General features: G+C 36.5%; 25 protein-coding genes and 1 pseudogene. 20 read left to right on the forward strand and 6 right to left on the reverse strand.

The genetic code is table 11. The features are described 5' to 3' along the window. Positions 1 to 73: 73 nt before the first annotated feature. From FNLLGLLA_RS01890 to FNLLGLLA_RS01910, 6 genes and pseudogenes are all read right to left on the reverse strand, one after another. The gene (locus tag FNLLGLLA_RS01890; protein WP_174892198.1) at positions 74 to 1,357 is read right to left on the reverse strand and encodes an STAS-like domain-containing protein; all 1,284 of its coding nucleotides are present in this window, start codon (positions 1,355 to 1,357) and stop codon (positions 74 to 76) included. A 167-nt stretch (positions 1,358 to 1,524) separates the two neighbouring features. Then, complete coding sequence (locus FNLLGLLA_RS01895; protein ID WP_174892199.1) at positions 1,525 to 1,908, reverse strand: hypothetical protein; 384 nt, start codon at positions 1,906 to 1,908, stop codon at positions 1,525 to 1,527. Positions 1,909 to 1,935: 27 nt separating this feature from the next. Beyond that, complete coding sequence (locus FNLLGLLA_RS01900; RefSeq protein ID WP_174892200.1) at positions 1,936 to 2,472, reverse strand: hypothetical protein; 537 nt, start codon at positions 2,470 to 2,472, stop codon at positions 1,936 to 1,938. A 27-nt stretch (positions 2,473 to 2,499) separates the two neighbouring features. After that, entirely contained in the window at positions 2,500 to 2,628 is a 129-nt protein-coding gene (locus FNLLGLLA_RS09835; RefSeq protein WP_269472816.1) for a hypothetical protein, read from the reverse strand. Between the two features lie 36 nt (positions 2,629 to 2,664). After that, a pseudogene (locus FNLLGLLA_RS09840) lies at positions 2,665 to 2,721 on the reverse strand (ImmA/IrrE family metallo-endopeptidase); the annotation flags it as partial. 66 nt (positions 2,722 to 2,787) lie between these two features. Next, complete coding sequence (locus tag FNLLGLLA_RS01910) at positions 2,788 to 3,204, reverse strand: helix-turn-helix transcriptional regulator (RefSeq protein WP_197922993.1); 417 nt, start codon at positions 3,202 to 3,204, stop codon at positions 2,788 to 2,790. A gap of 158 nt (positions 3,205 to 3,362) precedes the next feature. Between FNLLGLLA_RS01910 and FNLLGLLA_RS01915 the strand changes: the two genes are divergently transcribed. From FNLLGLLA_RS01915 to FNLLGLLA_RS02010, 20 genes are all read left to right on the forward strand, one after another. Continuing rightward, positions 3,363 to 3,584 (forward strand): DUF739 domain-containing protein, encoded by a 222-nt coding sequence (locus FNLLGLLA_RS01915; protein ID WP_174892201.1) that lies wholly within the window; start codon positions 3,363 to 3,365, stop codon positions 3,582 to 3,584. A 43-nt stretch (positions 3,585 to 3,627) separates the two neighbouring features. After that, the gene (locus FNLLGLLA_RS01920) at positions 3,628 to 3,876 is read left to right on the forward strand and encodes a helix-turn-helix domain-containing protein (RefSeq protein WP_174892202.1); all 249 of its coding nucleotides are present in this window, start codon (positions 3,628 to 3,630) and stop codon (positions 3,874 to 3,876) included. Positions 3,877 to 4,010: 134 nt separating this feature from the next. Next, the gene (locus FNLLGLLA_RS01925) at positions 4,011 to 4,205 is read left to right on the forward strand and encodes a helix-turn-helix domain-containing protein (RefSeq protein WP_118091000.1); all 195 of its coding nucleotides are present in this window, start codon (positions 4,011 to 4,013) and stop codon (positions 4,203 to 4,205) included. 482 nt (positions 4,206 to 4,687) lie between these two features. Next, positions 4,688 to 5,077 (forward strand): hypothetical protein, encoded by a 390-nt coding sequence (locus tag FNLLGLLA_RS01930; RefSeq protein ID WP_174892203.1) that lies wholly within the window; start codon positions 4,688 to 4,690, stop codon positions 5,075 to 5,077. A 13-nt stretch (positions 5,078 to 5,090) separates the two neighbouring features. Then, entirely contained in the window at positions 5,091 to 5,693 is a 603-nt protein-coding gene (locus FNLLGLLA_RS01935; RefSeq protein WP_232055002.1) for a choline-binding protein A, read from the forward strand. A gap of 2 nt (positions 5,694 to 5,695) precedes the next feature. Continuing rightward, a complete protein-coding gene (locus FNLLGLLA_RS01940) occupies positions 5,696 to 6,046 on the forward strand; it encodes a hypothetical protein (protein WP_174892205.1) in 351 nt (116 codons plus the stop codon). 14 nt (positions 6,047 to 6,060) lie between these two features. After that, positions 6,061 to 7,710, forward strand: coding sequence for a PcfJ domain-containing protein (locus FNLLGLLA_RS01945; protein ID WP_174892206.1), 1,650 nt, complete (start codon positions 6,061 to 6,063; stop codon positions 7,708 to 7,710). 9 nt (positions 7,711 to 7,719) lie between these two features. After that, positions 7,720 to 9,627: a hypothetical protein gene (locus FNLLGLLA_RS01950; RefSeq protein WP_174892207.1), complete on the forward strand. Its 1,908-nt coding sequence runs from the start codon at positions 7,720 to 7,722 to the stop codon at positions 9,625 to 9,627. A gap of 2 nt (positions 9,628 to 9,629) precedes the next feature. Beyond that, positions 9,630 to 9,815 carry a hypothetical protein gene (locus FNLLGLLA_RS01955; RefSeq protein ID WP_174892208.1) on the forward strand — a complete coding sequence of 62 codons (186 nt, stop codon included), beginning with the start codon at positions 9,630 to 9,632 and terminating at the stop codon, positions 9,813 to 9,815. Continuing rightward, positions 9,806 to 10,555, forward strand: a complete 750-nt coding sequence (locus FNLLGLLA_RS01960) for a phage antirepressor KilAC domain-containing protein (RefSeq protein ID WP_174892209.1) — start codon at positions 9,806 to 9,808, stop codon at positions 10,553 to 10,555. Before FNLLGLLA_RS01955 ends, FNLLGLLA_RS01960 begins: the two co-directional genes overlap by 10 nt. A gap of 10 nt (positions 10,556 to 10,565) precedes the next feature. Continuing rightward, positions 10,566 to 11,438: a recombinase RecT gene (locus FNLLGLLA_RS01965; protein ID WP_174892210.1), complete on the forward strand. Its 873-nt coding sequence runs from the start codon at positions 10,566 to 10,568 to the stop codon at positions 11,436 to 11,438. A 2-nt stretch (positions 11,439 to 11,440) separates the two neighbouring features. Next, positions 11,441 to 12,163 carry an MBL fold metallo-hydrolase gene (locus FNLLGLLA_RS01970; RefSeq protein ID WP_174892211.1) on the forward strand — a complete coding sequence of 241 codons (723 nt, stop codon included), beginning with the start codon at positions 11,441 to 11,443 and terminating at the stop codon, positions 12,161 to 12,163. Next, positions 12,160 to 12,597 (forward strand): hypothetical protein, encoded by a 438-nt coding sequence (locus tag FNLLGLLA_RS01975; protein WP_174892212.1) that lies wholly within the window; start codon positions 12,160 to 12,162, stop codon positions 12,595 to 12,597. The genes FNLLGLLA_RS01970 and FNLLGLLA_RS01975 overlap by 4 nt, the downstream gene beginning before the upstream one ends. A 3-nt stretch (positions 12,598 to 12,600) precedes the next feature. Beyond that, positions 12,601 to 13,545 (forward strand): Lin1244/Lin1753 domain-containing protein, encoded by a 945-nt coding sequence (locus FNLLGLLA_RS01980; RefSeq protein WP_174892213.1) that lies wholly within the window; start codon positions 12,601 to 12,603, stop codon positions 13,543 to 13,545. After that, positions 13,520 to 14,167: an ATP-binding protein gene (locus FNLLGLLA_RS01985; protein WP_174892214.1), complete on the forward strand. Its 648-nt coding sequence runs from the start codon at positions 13,520 to 13,522 to the stop codon at positions 14,165 to 14,167. The genes FNLLGLLA_RS01980 and FNLLGLLA_RS01985 overlap by 26 nt, the downstream gene beginning before the upstream one ends. Then, positions 14,164 to 14,562 carry a RusA family crossover junction endodeoxyribonuclease gene (locus FNLLGLLA_RS01990; RefSeq protein WP_174892113.1) on the forward strand — a complete coding sequence of 133 codons (399 nt, stop codon included), beginning with the start codon at positions 14,164 to 14,166 and terminating at the stop codon, positions 14,560 to 14,562. Before FNLLGLLA_RS01985 ends, FNLLGLLA_RS01990 begins: the two co-directional genes overlap by 4 nt. 123 nt (positions 14,563 to 14,685) lie before the next feature. Next, entirely contained in the window at positions 14,686 to 15,222 is a 537-nt protein-coding gene (locus tag FNLLGLLA_RS01995; RefSeq protein ID WP_232055003.1) for a hypothetical protein, read from the forward strand. 647 nt (positions 15,223 to 15,869) lie between these two features. Next, on the forward strand, positions 15,870 to 16,352 hold the full coding sequence (locus tag FNLLGLLA_RS02000) for a hypothetical protein (RefSeq protein WP_232055004.1): 483 nt from the start codon (positions 15,870 to 15,872) through the stop codon (positions 16,350 to 16,352). Beyond that, positions 16,349 to 17,659 (forward strand): N-6 DNA methylase, encoded by a 1,311-nt coding sequence (locus FNLLGLLA_RS02005; RefSeq protein WP_174892217.1) that lies wholly within the window; start codon positions 16,349 to 16,351, stop codon positions 17,657 to 17,659. The genes FNLLGLLA_RS02000 and FNLLGLLA_RS02005 overlap by 4 nt, the downstream gene beginning before the upstream one ends. Beyond that, the gene (locus FNLLGLLA_RS02010) at positions 17,659 to 18,054 is read left to right on the forward strand and encodes a hypothetical protein (RefSeq protein ID WP_174892218.1); all 396 of its coding nucleotides are present in this window, start codon (positions 17,659 to 17,661) and stop codon (positions 18,052 to 18,054) included. The genes FNLLGLLA_RS02005 and FNLLGLLA_RS02010 overlap by 1 nt, the downstream gene beginning before the upstream one ends. Positions 18,055 to 18,068: the final 14 nt, after the last annotated feature.

The raw sequence follows: 18,068 nt of genomic DNA on the forward strand, positions 1-18,068 counted from the left end.
TTGGAGTAAAAATGAAGTGCCTCTAAGGTATGCAGTTTTTAGTAGCCCTCACTGTGATGAGGGCTTATTTTTTTTAATCTTCAGGTGTATAACTATCAAAAATAAAATCTATAGTTGCTCGAATCGGAGGCTTAGCACCTTTTATTTTTATTAATTTATATGCTTTGATGCCTGTATTACAGATAGGAGTTGCTAATAAAGCAACTAAAAAACTATGGGTTGCGGTCTCAGCTTCAGTAAAATCCAATACAACTGTTTTACCTTCAGTTAAAGCAGGTAGGATACGTTTATCCCTTTGCTTTATGGCTTCGTATTTTACCTCACAATGTTTTCCAAAATAGTTATACATATCAATAACAATTTCTTTTGAAGCATCTATATTTTTGCGAGCGTCAACTTCAGCTTTTGCCTTTTGCCGCAATCTTTCTAGTTCATCGTTGATATCAAATGTTTTAAATTTATCAAATCCGATAGTCATATAAACAAATGTACCTGGCCATGGGTGCCGAAGTGTGTTTGATGTTATATCTGTCGGTGATATGTGCAACAAGCCTTGACCTGAAACAATATACATATCTGCTTCTAAGGTTTTCCCTATGTTAGAAGAAAGATATAGTCCCATCCCTGCGTTATTTTGGCCCTCATAAGGTCGTTTAGGTGCACCAAATGTTCCTGAAATTTCGGGCTTAATGGCATACTCTAAGGCCGTCATATCAGAAGTAAATACAGAGTATGTTTTTTCTAAATGCTTTTTTACGCCAATACCTAAGTCGGCGATTATGAATGATAACTGCCCTTTGTTTTTATACCAATTAAATTGTAATAGGGAAGGTATAGTAGGATTGTAGCCGTGCTCTAAAGTGTTATAGAGTAGTTCGGATACAATGTATCTCAAAGTGCCTTCATGCCCAGAAATTAAGTCCATATCAATTTGTGTAGTATAGTCTAAAATTTTGTCTAATGCAGACGGAATATCCGTTGACTGGTTTCGAATAGCAAACATTGGTTTATCATAAATAAAACGGAAGTTTTCTGTGCTATTTTCAAAAACATTGTAGCAGCCAGGAGCCCCTAAACGGTACCACATTTGTCCAAGAGTAGATTGTTTATTACAATAAATTTTTACATAACAACCTTTTGATTTTAAAAACCAGATATATAATATTAAGAGTGATAAAGCTTGATAATTAGCATTAACACAATTACTACCGTCAATTATTAAGCTATCGCCATCGTAAGACCAATCAAAAATAGAAAGATACGAATTAAAATCGACTAAATTTCTGTTCTTAAACGATAAAGTAGCTGGTAATTTTAAAATTCGATTTTTTCTTTTAGTGTAAATAATTTTTGACATTTTATGTACCTATTTGATATACTAAACATATAAATTTATATAAATGCTTAGAGACACAACATGAGTATCTTACTCGTCTCGTAGAATTGAAAGGAAATATTAAGATTTTTCCCATTATATTGACCCTTGCGTATACGCAAGGGTCTTTTTCTTTGCAATTACACTGCCTAACAAATTTTAGGCACTAGATATTTAACAATTTCCCTAGCAGTATTTACTGAGTTTTCACTGTTAAAGTTGATATTGTTTTCATCGTTGGTCCTGTCAAAGCCTTTCATCGATGTATTTTCGTGACCGTATGTGGCGAATTCCAAAAATCCGGAAGTAACACCAGTTGATTTTACTTGAATGGCTAAGATGTTCTTTATTGGAATAATCTTATATGTTCGATTACCTAAGTTAAATAGCCCGCCTTGGGTGCGATCGATAACAACACATGTATCATATACAAATAAATTAGCACCAATGCCATCTAAGTGGTATAAGTGTTGGCCCATAAAGTCCTTTGTAGGGCTCTCGATAACTTTCGGTTCGCTATTAAAAAATCCCATATACTAACCTCCCTGTATTAAAACCTGTTATATCCCAAATATTCCTCTTAAAACATTTCGATTGCGTTCATGTTTAGCTTTCTTTTCGGCAGCTTGCTGTTCTTCAATGCGTTTTTGTTCCTGAAGATGTGCTTCATCTGCTTTTTGTTTTTTGTAGTCTGCTAATTTAGCGTCACGACCGACTAACCCTTTTACAGAAGCAATAAGTGCTTCATCGCCCATGCCTGGGGCAGCGACATGGTTTTGGCCGTTAAAATTATAGTTACTAATTATGGAATCAGATCCACTTCGATATATGTTTCTATCAAATAGATCAACGGAATTATCAGAGAAATGGATTCTATAAGATAAAAGTTCTTGTGTTCCTGAAGTTCGTACCCATACGGCCCAAGCCCTAGCTGTGTCGGTAGAAGGGTCGTAGGACAATGTGTTTAAATCGACTTTCCCTGTGTAATCAGAATTTGAATAAAACCATTGCCAGCGGTCTCCATTAAATTCCTTTGCGGACGCTACGGAAACACTCATTGTGGTAACTAGTGCTGCTAATACTAACAATTTTTTCATTTTAAAATCTCCCTTTTATATAATCCCTTATAATACATGATGATAAAAGTTAATACTTTCTAATTCAGCATCGTCAATACTCGTTCGACGGACCATTTGTTCTACTAGATTAACGTGTTGCTCTAAATAGAAGTCATCGTTAATTATATGCATCAATTCATGCTTTATTTCCTCTCGCATACGATCATGCGGGAGGTTTTTGTTTATGTAGATGTTATGAGTATCTACATCTTCACATTCCTCTGACACAGCATTGGCATGTGGTAAGTCGCAGTATATTAAATTAACAACCAATATAACACTCTCCCTTGTGTATTATTTGTTTTTTAGTTTCAAAAGCTCTATATATTCGACTGCTTTCTCTAAGTCCTCCTTACTGATGTCTTTGGCAGCAGAGAAGAGCATACGAGCCCCTGGGCGCTTGCGTAGGTACTCGGCGAATTCGGCTGCTTCAGGGTCGTCGTAGTAGCCTTCAACATCATCTACAGGGGAAGATGTGAACATGGATTGCACAGGGGGGGTATTAGGCTCATCATATCCCAGTAGCCACGCAGGGCTTACATTTAAAGCTTTTGCTAAGAGGTATACCTTATCTTGCTTAGGCTCGTATCTATTATTTAGCCAGTCTGATATAGAAGATTGGCGAATACCTGTTCGCTTAGCTAATTCGTTCTGGGATATTTTATGATCTGCCATAACACTTTTTAAACGATTTATAAATTGGGTGCTCATAATTCATTCTCCTCTAGGACTAACTATACAGTTATTATAAACGGAAAACCGTCAAATGTAAATATTAAACCAAACTTAAACGGAAAACCGATAGACAAAGAGAGAGAAACGATGTATCATTTAGTTACGGAAAACCGATAACGGAAGGAGGTGGAAATATGGAATTTGATTATACTAATCTACGAGAGTTTATTAAAATTAACTTCCGTACACTTAAAGAGTTTGCCGTATTTCTTGGCATAGGCACGACACAACTCGGGCAGCGCTTATCAAATAAGGTTCCTTTTACACAAAAAGAAATTGATAAGGTTGCTAACGGCATGCCTGCCGGTAAGCTAGATATGGAAACTATTGACTCTCTTTTTTTTAAGAAAAAATAACGGAAAACCGATAACTAACGTGTAAGAATTAGGAGGACCGGTTATGAAACAATTCACGACCAGAATGTACGGCGAAGCGATTCGCGAACGTATGCAAGAACTTAATATATCAAAAGCTGACCTGATTCGGACAGCGGAGATTTCAAGAGATACGTTAAATCGTGCTCTTGCAGGCAAATCGGTACGATTATCAACTATTGGCGATATTTGTGATGCACTAGGAGTTGGTCGAGACGAGTCCGACGATTTCTGGGAAAACGATTACTACAACCCTAAATTAGATAGGAGGTAGCTATGAATAAAGAATCACTATATGAATTATGTTCAGTATGCTTATGGATTTTAGCAGTAGGCATATCTTCGGGCATAAGCGTGTTCGTCATAGTATGGTTGTTCCGATTAGCATGTGGCTGCTAGGAGGCATGTATGAATAAAATGTGCATTACTGTTGCGGAAGCTGCAGAGCTTGCTAGCGTACCGGAAACGGTAATCCGAGAATGGGCGCAAGACTTTGATTTTCCGTCCATGAAAATCGGTAAGCGTGGGGGCAAACGTCTTATCCACGTAGAGTCGTTTAATGCTTGGCTAGCGAAACGGTGCCAGGCACGAATAGGGGAATAGGTATGAAAATGTTTTTAATTGCACTAGCAGCTTGCATGGTGTTTGTTTTGGAAGGGTCCGATATTCAAGGATATGGCCTTTCAGATGGAGCATTATATTTAAGCTTCATCGCATCACTAATCTTATTGTTATATACAGCATTTATTGAAAGGAGTGAATGATATGCAATCTATCATACAGGCAATGTTTTTTGTTGCATTGATCATGAGCGTGTGTGCATTAATTAGTAGCATATTCGTATTAATGATGATTTAGTAGGTGCTACATGAAACGAGTTGCATGTACTAAATGTGGAGTTAGGTTAATTCCATATACTTACAGTTACATTTATGACGAGATAAATCGTAAGGCGATTAGAGTGTGCAAACCTTGCCACGATGAACATATCCGCCGTAAAAGTAAAAATGCTCGTACTCACGGCAATGAGTAACGAGCAAAGATAAAAAATATCCTATGTAAATTATACCAGATAAGGAGATAAAATGCCTGAAATAAAAGCAATAAAATCTAAACCTGCTGTAAATGCATTTGATTTTAATTTCTTTGCAGACAACAGGGGCAAACACGAATCATTACAAAAGGTAGCGATAGTGACTACAAATAGCTATATCAAGCTTTCAATGACGGCTTACAGAAAGTTAAAAGGGCCGGAATATTTCAAGGTTGGTATAGATATTAATAATAAAGTTATTTGTGTGGCGCCTGCGCTTGAAACAGAGCCATATGTGATTAACCCAACAGCAATACAAATTGAAAGAAACACTATTTATATATCAAAAAGTCGTAGCGTAATTCGTAAACTCCAGGAGATTGGAATTCCCAAAATTGTGGAAGGGAAATTAGTTGATGATGAATTATTGTTTAAATTCTAAAGGAGAAACTATCATGGAAAATCAAAATATCTTAACTATTAAATTCAATACATTAGACGATCTAGCAGTACAAGTTGCAGATTGGAATGAACGACTTAATCATCAATGCTGCGGTAATTGCCATGATGGTAAAGCTCCTGCGGGAACAGTTTGTGAAACTATTGATGTAGAGGCTGTAACATCTAAGGTCGAGCCTAAAGTGGTGAAGGTTGAAAAAGCTGAAGTGAAAGAAGAAAAAGCACCAAATAAAGTCGCTAAATCAGAACAAACACAAGACTTTCATGTGACAGACTTCGAAGGCAATCCAATAAAAGCAAAAAAAGAAGAAAAGGTCGAGACAGTAGTAGAACCTAAACTTGCTGAAACAACAAAGGTCGAAGAACGGACTCCAATAGAAACACCTAAACAAGATACAGAACTAGACGTTGCCGCTGAACCGGTAGATAAAAAAGCCTTTTATAAGGAGTTCCGTGAATGGATGGGTGAAGATGGGGTAAAAGCAAAAAAAGCACTTGCAATTTTTAGCAAGCATGGTGTTACTCGTCCATCTAGCGACTCTTTGACCGATGACTTAATTACTGATTTGAAGTCCATCATGGCAGAGAAGGAGGCTTAAATATGGCTAAACAACAATTTAAAAGCCAAGCAGATATATGCAAGAAGTCGCTAGATATATTACATAAAGCCATTGAAATGGACCCTGGTAACGCTGAGGAATACCAAGCTGGTATTGCATACACAGAAGGCGTTATGAAAGCGTCTAACGCGATTGTAAAAGCCTTTGATGTGGTAGAGCCTCCTAAGACAGCTACTCCTAAAGACAAAACGGAAGATGTCGCAAAGGAAGAAAAGCCAAAGCGTACACGTAAGACTAAAACCGCTAAAGAACCTACGCCAGTTGATAGCAAACCAACGGCTGAACCTAGTGTAGAAGAAAATTCGAACATCTTTTCCATGTTCGATGATTAAGGCGGTGGCGTTCTGTGGAAACTGTGTCAAGTTTATACATCCGTAAAATGTTCGATAGCATCATAATTGAAAAACATTATGATGCTGCTTACACAACAATTCACCATTGTGATTGCAATCATACATTTGGTGGCACATGGAACCGCAAATATAGCATGGGCTGCGGATATTATACAGGTGCGAAATATTATGTTTGCCCTAATTGTGGAACTCGCTCCGAACCATATGTTCATAAAGTAGTGATTGCATCTGATGACGAGGAATTATTTCCTAAAGAAATGTTTTTTGAGGTCATTAATTGCAAAGACTTTCTCGATCTTCGCATTAAATATAAAGGTATTCAGCTATTTTGGGATGGAACGTCTGAAGATGGCTCTTATAAAGAAGTTTTGCGTTTTGATTTCAAAGCCAGAAAAGCTTTTTATATCGATGAAGATAAGAGAAAACATGAACTCACAGTCGATTATATTCGTGATTCTGATAATCCGATTATGCCAATTTTAAAATACATAGGGAAATCGTATGCAGTACATGGAGTTAATAAAGAACATTTGGCCAAACTCTTTAAGAGCCTGCGCCTAACGTTTGAAAAGCGCTTAACAGAACAGTGTGGATATAAAGTAAAAGATGTTTATATCCCACATTCGATTAGTGAATATGGCGGATATGGTATTTCCATGCTAGTTAATATGAGCTTAAAACTCAGGGCTCCTGACATGCCTTCTATAACTAAAATTATTAAAAGCAACATCAAATGGACTTCACGCTATTGGATTGGTTCCATAAGAGATCTGCATTTTGATGATTCGATTTTAACTATGACTAAAAATGGGACCGGATTCTTAGAAGCATTGCGAATTTATCATCGAGCTCCTGATAGTAAATTATTGCGTAGCATGATGGTTAATGACCCTATGATTGTTAAGCTATCAGATATGCTGAATGTTTTTAAAGACGAAAATAATCGAAGGACAATATTGACTCTTAATCGAGACAAAGGATTCGATGATGTATCTGCAAAAATAGTTAATGCTGCTCATTTAGATGAAAATATGGGCGTTAGGTCTGAAAAAATCTTTAATATGTGGCGTGGACTTTCCAAACGATATGGGGAGCGAAATTTATTACGGTATTTGCTAAATGTTACTGCATCAGATATTAGGGATATAGTTAGCATGTACAGTCAAATTAATGGTAAGTATATAGCTCAAGTTTGGAGTACTGACTGCAAATTAAAAGACTTCCATGATGTTGTAGTTAATATTTACAACAAACAAGAGTACGGTGACGTAATGCTTCCGGAAATTCCTCAGCTACAAGCTGATGTAAATGGGATGCACTTTATGATTCCTAAGACTGCAGCTGATTTAATGACTGTAGGTAAACGGTTAAAAAATTGCGTTGGATCATACAGAGATAGAGTCATGAAAGGTACTACCGCAATAGTGATAGTTACTGACGATGCTATGAAACCGGTCGCATGCCTAGAATTGGCCAATAAAAGTAAAAAGAAAGGTCGTCAAATATTCGACTTAGTGCAGGCGAAGCTCTTCGCTAATGAAAAACTAAAAAAGAATGCTCAAATTAACTCGACGGTAATGCAATGGGCCAATCAATTGCAGATTGAGCCGCACACCATCGATGTGGATGCCACTGTTGTATAGGAGAATGATATGAAACTCACAAAATTAGAATTACTAAATTTTAAAGGTCTAAAGTTCTTTGCCATAAATATTAGTGGCGATGTCGTAATCCGTGGCGATAATGCTACTGGTAAAACGACTGTATTTGACTCTGTGTGTTGGTTACTATTTGGCAAAGATAGCCTAGATAGGGCCGATTTTGAAATTAAAACATTGGATGGGGGCGAACCTATCCATAAAGTCAATCACGAAGTAACTGGGACCTTTACATTAGATGACGGCGGGACGATTGAATTACAGCGAGTATATCGTGAAAAGTATTCATCCCCTCGTGGTGGGGATGTTACCTTAACAGGTCATACGACAGACTATTTTGTCGATGGTGTACCTAAGAAAGAAAAAGAATACAAAGAGATTGTAAATTCTCTGGTTGATGAAAACATCTTCAAATTGATTACAAATCCATTGTACTTTAACGAAACGTATTCCTGGCAAAATCGTCGCAAATTACTCTTGGAAATGTGCGGGGATATTGACGATGCTGCTGTAATTAATAGTTGTGAAGATTTAAAACGTTTAGCTGAGTTATTAGATGGTCGGACGGTTGATGATCAACGCAAAGTTATCGCTAGCAAGAAAACAGCTATTAATAAAGAACTTGATATGATTCCGGTTCGTATTGATGAAGCTGTGCGAAATAAACCTGAAGTTATGGCTGATAAAGATAAACTAATCAGTGATATTAAAACTTTATCAACTGGCATTGATGATGTTGAAAAACAAAAGGCCATTATTAAAAACGGTTTTAGCGCTACAGAAAAACAGTCTAAAATTCGTGACATTAATCGTCAATTAGACGTCAGACGTTCAGACATACTATCCGATTACCATAAACGCAAACAACATTTGCGCAGCGAATACGAAACGGCACTATCTAAATTAAAGGCGACTGAAGCTGAAAGAGATAGATGCATGGATAGAAGCAACGAGCTTGATAAAGAAATTGGGCGAGAAGCCAAACGCATCGAAACTCTAACATCTGAATTCGACACATTTAACTCTCAGCAGTTTAGTAAAGAGGCTTGCCCTACTTGCGGGCAGCAATTGCCGGCGGATAAGCAGGAAAAACTCGAGGCAGAATTTAATGCTAATAAATCTAAAAAGCTTGAAGAATGGAAAGGCCTTATCGATAGTGCTGCTAAGTTAAAAGGAAATTATGAAGAGCAGCAGAAAACGATGGCGTTGAAAGCTGACGGATTAATAGATGACATTACCCTACAAAGCAAGGAGCGAGATATTAAACGTGAAGAATATGAAGCGTATTCTGAACCTAATGTCGAAGATGATCCTACATATGCTGACTTAAAAGCACAATTATTCTTGCTTGAGATTGAAGAGGAACCAGGTGCAGATACCGAAGAACTTGCAAGACTTGAGGACGAAATATCCTCTTTGAAATCTAAAAAAGCAAATCTCGAGACTGAATTGAATAAATTCAAATTGATTGATGATATTGAAAATCGTGTTATTGAATTGGAAAACCAACAGCAAAAACTTGTTACCGAAAAGAATGAACTCGATGAGGCATCATATCTTATGGATGAGTTCGTAAAAGCCAAAGTTAACATGTTGGAAGAAAGCATTAACGCAAGGTTTAAATTGGCTCGTTTTAAAATGTTCAACGTTATGCTAAATGGAAACGTTGAAGAATGTTGCGAAACAACCTATAAAGGGGTACCATACCGTAGCATGAATAATGCTGCGAGAATTAATGTCGGATTAGACATTATCAATGCATTAACTAGCTATTATAAAGTTAATGCTCCAGTGTTTATCGATAACGCGGAAGCTGTTACTGACTTTATCCCTGTTAATAGTCAAACAATTAAATTGATCGTTGACGAATCAGAGCCACAACTTGTGGTTAAGGAGGTGTAAGTATGGCAAATAATCATAAAGTAATTATGAGTACAGATGAAATGGCAGCATACATTTATACTATTTTGTCTGAGCACGAGCTAACTGTAGGAGAATCGTTATCTTCGCTAAAAAAAGCAATTAAATTAGTTAACAAATCAGTATATTATGACCATTTAAAAGAAAGTGAGTATGAAGAATGCAATTAGTACCTATCAATGTTGTAGAAAATGCTCAATATGTAAGTGGTAGAGATTTACATATGTTTTTAGAAATTGGAACAGAATATAAAGATTGGTTCCCTCGAATGTGTGAATATGGTTTTGAAGTTGGTATAGATTTCAACCCGCTCAAAAAAGAGCGAGTTCAAATTGAAGGCAATCGAGAGGTTAAACGCATTATCACTGACCATGAACTTACAATTGATATGGCGAAGCAATTATGCATGCTATCTCGAAATGAAAAAGGCCGACAAGCTCGAGAATATTTTATTCAAGTTGAGAGGAATTGGAATTCTCCCGAAAAAGTAATGGCAAGAGCCTTGCAAGTCGCTAATAGAACGATAGAGAACTATAAGTTGTCTATCTCTATGAAAGATCAACAATTAGCAGAGTTGCAGCCGAAAGCCAATTATTACGATGTTATTTTGCAAAATAAAGAGTTGCTAAGCATTACTCAAATTGCTAAAGACTATGGGAAAAGCGGAACTTGGCTTAATAAATTTCTAGCCGATAAAAAAGTGCAATTTAAACAAAGCGGTGTTTGGTTTCTATATGCTAAATATGCAGATAAAGGGTATACATCAAGCAAAACATTTATTGATGATGTAGAAAAAGCACATATGCATACATATTGGACTCAAAAAGGCCGGCTATTTATATACGATTTGTTAAAGCAAAATGGAGTTTTTCCGTTAATTGAATTAGTAGATGCCGATAAAACGGCATAGGAGGTACATAATGGGTGAAGTAACAAAAGCACAAACTCAAACACCATCGCTTAAAACTATGGTGTCTAGTGAGTCGGTAAAGAAACGTTTTAATGAAATCTTGGGTAAAAAATCAGCGGCCTTTGTGTCTAGCTTGATTTCTGTATCTAATAATAATGAACTTTTATCTAAAGCAGACCCTACTACAGTTATTACTGCAGGTGTGATGGCAGCCACTTTGGACCTTCCAATTAATCAAAACTTGGGGTTTGCCTATATTGTCCCTTTCTACAACAGTAAAAAGAAAATTAATGAAGCTCAATTTCAAATGGGTTACAAAGGGTATATCCAGTTGGCCATGCGCACAGGTCAATATAAGACCATTAATGCTAGTGAAATCTATGAAGGCGAAATTAAACACCACAACAAACTTACAGGTGAATTCGAATTAGGAGAACGAACTGGTGATAATGTAGTTGGCTACATCGCTTATTTCAAGCTAATTAATGGTTTTGAAAAGTATTTATATATGTCTAAAGAAGATGCTGAAGCACACGCAATAAAGTATTCCCAAACATACAAAAAGGGGTTTGGTCTTTGGAAAACTGACTTTGACGCAATGGCCATCAAAACAGTACTCAAACGTTTGTTAAGTAAATATGGCATTCTATCAGTCGAAATGCAGAGCATGGCTAATGCAATCTCTGTAGATGGCGCGGTTATTCGTGATAATAATGGCGAGCTCACGCCTGATTTCGAAGGTGAAACTATCGATGTCCAATCAGACGTAGCAGAAACGATTGCTAATAATGCAAATTCTGAAGCCATTGACATCGACGCTGGTCCTGCCAGTGAATTTGTTAATCCTGAAACTGGAAAAGTAGTCAATATGTTCGGTGATTAATTGTGATTAGTATTCAAGCATTCGGTAGTAGCTCGAAAGGGAACTGCTACCGAATCAAAACATCAATAAATGGTGATGAACTGCTACTGGATGCAGGATTATCATTTAAAGAAATTCAACGGTATTGTCGCTTTAACTTTCTACACCTATGTGGCACGTTGCTCACACATCAACATGGAGACCATAGCAAGGCCGTAAATGATCTATTAAAGCTAGGTCATCGTGTATATATGCTAAAAGATACTGCAGATGCATTATATGTAACAGGGAACCATAAAGTCATATATATTACACCTAAGGTTCAATTTACGATAGGCAATTTCAGTATTTTGCCTTTTGAATTAGAACATGACGTTCCTAATGTTGGCTTTTTAATTTCTGATGGCGAGGAAAAACTCCTCTACATTACAGATACCTATTACTGCCGATATACGTTCAAAGATGTTGATCATATCATGGTTGAATGTAACCATTCCTATGAAATCTTAAACCAACAAGTAGATGCTGGTTATTTAGACGAAAAACGAATGGAACGATTAATTCAATCTCACTTTTCACTAGAAAACGTTATTAAATTCCTCAAATCGATGGACCTAACTAAGTGTCAAGACATACGGCTACTACATTTATCTGACAGCAACTCAGATGCAGAAATATTTAAACAAGCTGTTCAAGCTGCTACTGGTAAATTAGTAATCGTAGAACAAGAAAGGAGCTCCTTATGATTATTAAATCAATCCAAATTAAAGATAACGATATCAGCATTGCCTATCAGAAACCATCTGCCACAGGCCTTACTGATATTTTTACACTTAAATCAAAAGATGATCCACGCCCCGAATTGTTACGAGCGTTTAGCAATCTGCAGAATATTGTAAAAAGAAACTTTGAATTCTTTGATGAATTTAATATTCCATTTGTTGTAAGTGCTTTTAAGTTTAAGTATGGTGAAATCGAAGGTCTTGTTAATCAGGTTTGTGTTGAAGGCGTAGTATCTGATATGAACACTCCTAATGAATTTAAATTTAAAACTGGATGGCTGAATGTAGAGTATGCAGACTCAACATTTGCTATCTCAGTTCAAGACTTAATCGATGAATGCGTAAGGTTTATTATGGGACGTCGAGCCCAGGATAATTTATTTGTAGATGAGGAATGATGAATGGCCAAGGATGTATATTACTTCAGCCACGATGTTAATGCGAGCAATGATCCTAAAATTGTGGCAATGGAGTCAGAGTTTGGTGTTATTTCATATGCCTGGTGGTGGAAATTAATTGAAAAACTAGCTTCATCCGAGGACTACAGACTGCCTTTTAAAAAATATACTTTTATTGCGCTTGATAAAGAGTTAGGGATTTTGAACGAAAATGAACGACCGTTGAACGAAAATGAACGACCGTTGAACGAAAATGAACAAGGTTTCTTTTGTTCAAATAAATCTTTTTCGTTCATAAATTCGTTAATTTATGATTTTGAATTGCTTGAGTGCGATGACGAGTATTTTTGGTCTCCTAGTTTAATCCGCAGACAAGAAGAGCGAAGAAGTAAATTTGAAAAAAAGCAGGAACAACGTAGGCTCGCAGGCATTAAAAGTGGTGAAGCTAGAAGAAAAAAGGAACAAAATCGAACGACCGTTCAACGAGCTTCAACGGTCGTTGAACAAAACGAACAAAAGGAAAGGAAAGGAAAGGAAAGTATATATTCATATTCATATTATAGCGACGCTGAAAATGAAAAATCAGATAAGAATATCTTATCCATGTTTGATGAATCTAAAAAACATGATTCATATAAAAACGTGTTCAAAATTTATATGAATGATGTAGGTGAGATTTCTTCGGTGACAAAAGAGAAACTAGAATGTCTTGTTAATGACTTTGGTGAAAATGAAGTTATTAATGCTATTAGTAAATCTAGCGAAGTAGGGAAAGCTAGTATCGCATACATCACAGCCGTTCTAAATAATAAGATTAGAGAGGAGGCAGCAAAGGGTGGAACAAGCAAATGTAACAGCAATGCTAGAAGCGTGTCTCGAAAAAATTCGAGAAAGGACGAACACGTCGACTGGCAAGCGGAATATGAAAGAGTCCACGGGAAAAAATGAGTTCTTCTATCCGATATATGACGAACCAGTAGTCATTCAGACAAACGTTAATACAACCTATGCTGCAGTCGGAATTCCTAGGCGCTATTATTCTATGGATTTTGACTGGTTGCGTAAAAATGGTAGTTTTTCAAAGGAAAACGCTGAAGCTTACGATGTGGTTAAAAAGTATTCTAATAATCTGAAAACTAATCTTGATTCTGGCAAGGGCCTCATATTAAGAGGCCCAGCTGGTACCGGTAAAACATCGATTGCGGTGAGTATCTTGAAACAAGCTATGGCATTAGATAAAGGGTGCCTAATGATTTCAATGCCTAATCTATTGGATACCATGCTTACACTATCTAAAGGCGACAATGTAGCTTATCTAAGATTTGAGCAAAAACTGCGGAATATCCCATTGCTATTGCTCGATGACTTTGGGGCGGAGTACTCAAAATCTGATTGGGTACCATCTAAGGTTGAAAGCATCATTATTGATCGCTACAACCGGATGAAACCCATAATTCTTACGACGAATTACAGCGATGCTTGGACTGAAAAGAATTATAGTCAAAGAGTATATGACCGCCTACGTGGTGAATATGCGGTGGCTATATTCAATGGAGAATCACACCGATGAAAATTCTATTGCGATGCCAGTTTAGATTTAGAAAGAAAACCCATAACCGGTTTCCAACGTTAAATGAGTATATCGACTGTGAACGTGGCTCAACTATAGCAGCTGCAGCGATGAAGAAAAAATGTACCGAGCAAGTCAAAGCACAATGTGTGTCACAACAGATAGAATCGGTTAAGGGGAAAGTAGACCTGTTATTTGAATGGCACTCATCGACCAGGCATGATCCTGACAATGTGGCTTTTGCCAAGAAGTTTATTTTGGACGGATTGCAATTAGCTGGTGTACTAGAAAACGATAACAGGAAATTCATCGGGACTATGGCTGATGAGGTTGTAAATGACGACGATGATTTTGTGATTGTACATATCACAGAACATATGAGTATATTCCTATAGTCATCAATGGCCATAAAAAGCAAAATTTCATATATATAAGAACGTTTTGATGCGTTAATGAGTGAATCTTCATGAAGCTGGAATAAAACACAATACGGACTAAAATAAAGCGTAAAGGGGGAGATGCATTTGAATGAATGCGAAATTGAAAAAATTACTAGGTTGGCTACTGAGGTGGCTACTAAAACCTACTATGAATTAGCAAAGCAAGAAAATGCACAGCTAGGTCGTAAACTTCGACACAACACGATCAAGCTGCTTAAGCATTATAGTCAGTTACAATCATACGTAGACAATGCTATCACGGATTCGACACAAGCCGAAGATATATGGCTCAATGAACTGTTGATTGATATGTTTGACGATAAAAGCATTGTGAAAGTGAATGCGATTGTTAAATCTAAAGAAAAAACAGCATTGATGATGCGACATGTAAATAACATGCTCGATATCTATGCTGAGAAGTGTAGCGCAAAACAATTTAAGTATTGCGAGTGCATGCGCAGGTATTATATTGATGGAGAAACATTAGAAGAGATTGCAGAATCATTTCCTGAAAAGCCTGATGTACGGACTATCAAACGTTATATTGCAAGAGGCATTGAAGAGTTATCAGTTTTGCTATGGGGTGTTATTGGACTGAACACAAAGCTAGCCTGAAAATTGTCCCAAAACTGTCCTAGACCTGTCCTTCTTGACAGTTTATAATGATAGTGTGAGTTAATAGGGAAACGATTAATCTCTCTCGACACAGTGAATACCTAGAACACTAAAACGAAAAGACCACTTAATCTATACGGTTAGGTGGTCTTTTTGCATACAAATATAAGGAGGCAAGGTGAATACGATTGACTGATGTGTATTGTGAGAAACGAAGATGCTTAAACAATGTTAAGGGTTGGTGCAAAGCTAATGGCATTCATATTGATCATATGTGTAAATCGTATGCGCCATCACATTCTTTAGTAAAAATAAAAACTGCAAAGGTACATAAGGAATGCGGTAAATATAAGCAGAATAAGAGTGTATTAAAGTAGCACGGCACCGTCACGAAGATGAGCTCCGTATGTCTCGTCGTAAAAATAAAAAAATAAATTTAAATTATACCGAGTTTTGTTAAATTTTTGAGCAATTTTTTTGTGGGTCCTTCTAGCAAAAATTAAAAGCATGCGGTGGCCGAGACCCCAAAATTTGCCTAGATTTTAATTTTTTTATGGCCTTGCTAGTGATACAGGTAATGAAAGGAGGCTGATTGATAAGTGAAAATTACAGATGATTTGAAAACAGCAACAGCCTCTCAGTCGAACTTGGCAAAAGCACTTGGGCTCTCGCGTCAACGTGTTTCGCAACTGCTCCAAGAAGGGGTTTTAGCAACGGATGAAAAGAACCAAATTCTGGTTATCAAATCCGTTATCAATTATGTCAAATATAAGGGCCAATCTTCTGCTGAAGAGGAAAGCAGTTCCGATGATGCGATATTCGAGGTTGAAAAGGCCAAGAATGAACGTGCGAAACGCAAGATTGCTGAGTTGAAGCTAGCCAAAATGAACGGCGAAGTGTACTCAGCAGATACTGTAGAACAGGTTATGACAGAAATGCTTGTGAATTTGCGTACACAATTATTAGGATTGCCAACAAAACTGGCTCCACAATTACAGAATGTAACAAAAGAGGAAGCATATAACCTGTTAACTCAAGAAATCGAGGACAAATTATTAGAATTAAGTGAATATACGCCGTCATTATTCATGGATAGCGATGATGCAGATGAGGAGGAAGTGCGAAAATGACAATATTAGATTGCATGATGAAAGCCTTATCTGTTCGTGAGCTTCATGAAATACCAGGTGTATTAATGGATGTGTTGCTTGATCATAATAAACTAGAAAGATTAATTGCGAATATGAGTGGTTGTTATTCGTATTCTGGATTATTACAGGAATTTGAAGAAAAAGCAGCAGATAGAAAAAACTATATGCAAGACTATACGCCTCAAAGTGTTATGGATATCGTAGCAGGTATATCCACTAATGGTTGTGTAAGAGATGTATGTGCTGGCATAGGCGGTCTTTCGCTAGCTAAGTATAAGAATAATCCAGATGTAGTATTACAGCTTGAGGAATATTCTAAAAATGCGATATGTTTTTTACTTTTTAATTTGGTAATGAACGGAGTACCTGCTGTTGTAATAGAACGAAATGTACTAACTCAAGAAAATATAGCGAAATATAAGGTGGAGATTAGTAATCAAGCGCCACAGATTATCAGAGAAGTATGTATAGATGAAGGTACATATAAGGCTGATACGATTATTAGTAATCCTCCATATAGTCTATCGTGGGTGCCTGTTAATGATGAACGTTTTGATGGGTATAAATTAGCACCAAAAAGTAAAGCAGATTATGCTTTTATTTTAGATGGTATTTATTCTCTTAAAAATAACGGGACAGCAGTGTATATTTTACCGCATGGTGTCTTATTCCGCGGACAAGCTGAAGGTGATATTCGTCAAAATTTGATTAAAAACAATTTGCTTGATGCGGTAATAGGATTACCATCTAATTTATTTACCAATACAGGGATACCTGTATGTATACTTGTATTTAAGAAAAATAGAGTAAATAAAGATATATTATTTATCGATGCTCAAAAAGGTTTCGTTAAGGATAAAAGCAAAAATATAATGACATCAGAACATGTGTTAAAAGTTATTGATACTTATAACAATCGTTCTGATATTGAAAAGTATTCAAGAAAAGTTAGCATTTCTGAAATAGAAGAAAACGATTATAACTTGAATATACCTAGATATATTGATAGCTTTGAGCCTGAAGAAATACCAGATGCAGTACAGCTTGCTAAAGAACTGAACGAAATTAATCGAGAAAGTCGGACGTTGGGTTTAGAAATTGCGGAGATGTTAAAGCTATTAGTTTGTACGGATCCAGACGCGCAGAAGGAGCATGATGAATTTGTAAAAGAATTTACAGAATTCTTGGTATCTTCTGATAGTGCTTGTACAATTGAGGAGCAAGAAGCTGTGATAAAAAAAATAGAAGATGTTAAGAAGTATTTACTTCAAAAGATGTTTGTGTAATGTTAAAAAATTACAAGAAATTTAAAATTACGGAAGTTGCTGATATACTGGGGCGTCCTAAGAAGAATCAAATGTATCCGGAGGGTTGTATTTGCTTGCAAGTATCTGCAAGTAAAGGGGAGTTATTATATTTAGATACATCACAACAAGTTGATGCAAAATATGTGGTGATTCAACCGAGAAATGTAATTCCCTTTTATTTATATTTGATGATAGAAAAGGCAATGCCTGAATTCTTATATAAATATAGACAAGGACTAAATATATCAGCACATGACATAAAACATATGGAGGTAGTGTGCCATACGGATGTCGAAACTCAGGCATTAATAGCTATGATGTTTACATCTATAAATGGTACAAGGTTAAGCGTACAAATGGGTGCGCTTTTTTAGTTTAAAAAAGGAGG

Source organism: Veillonella parvula (genome assembly GCF_902810435.1).
Lineage (GTDB): Bacteria > Bacillota > Negativicutes > Veillonellales > Veillonellaceae > Veillonella.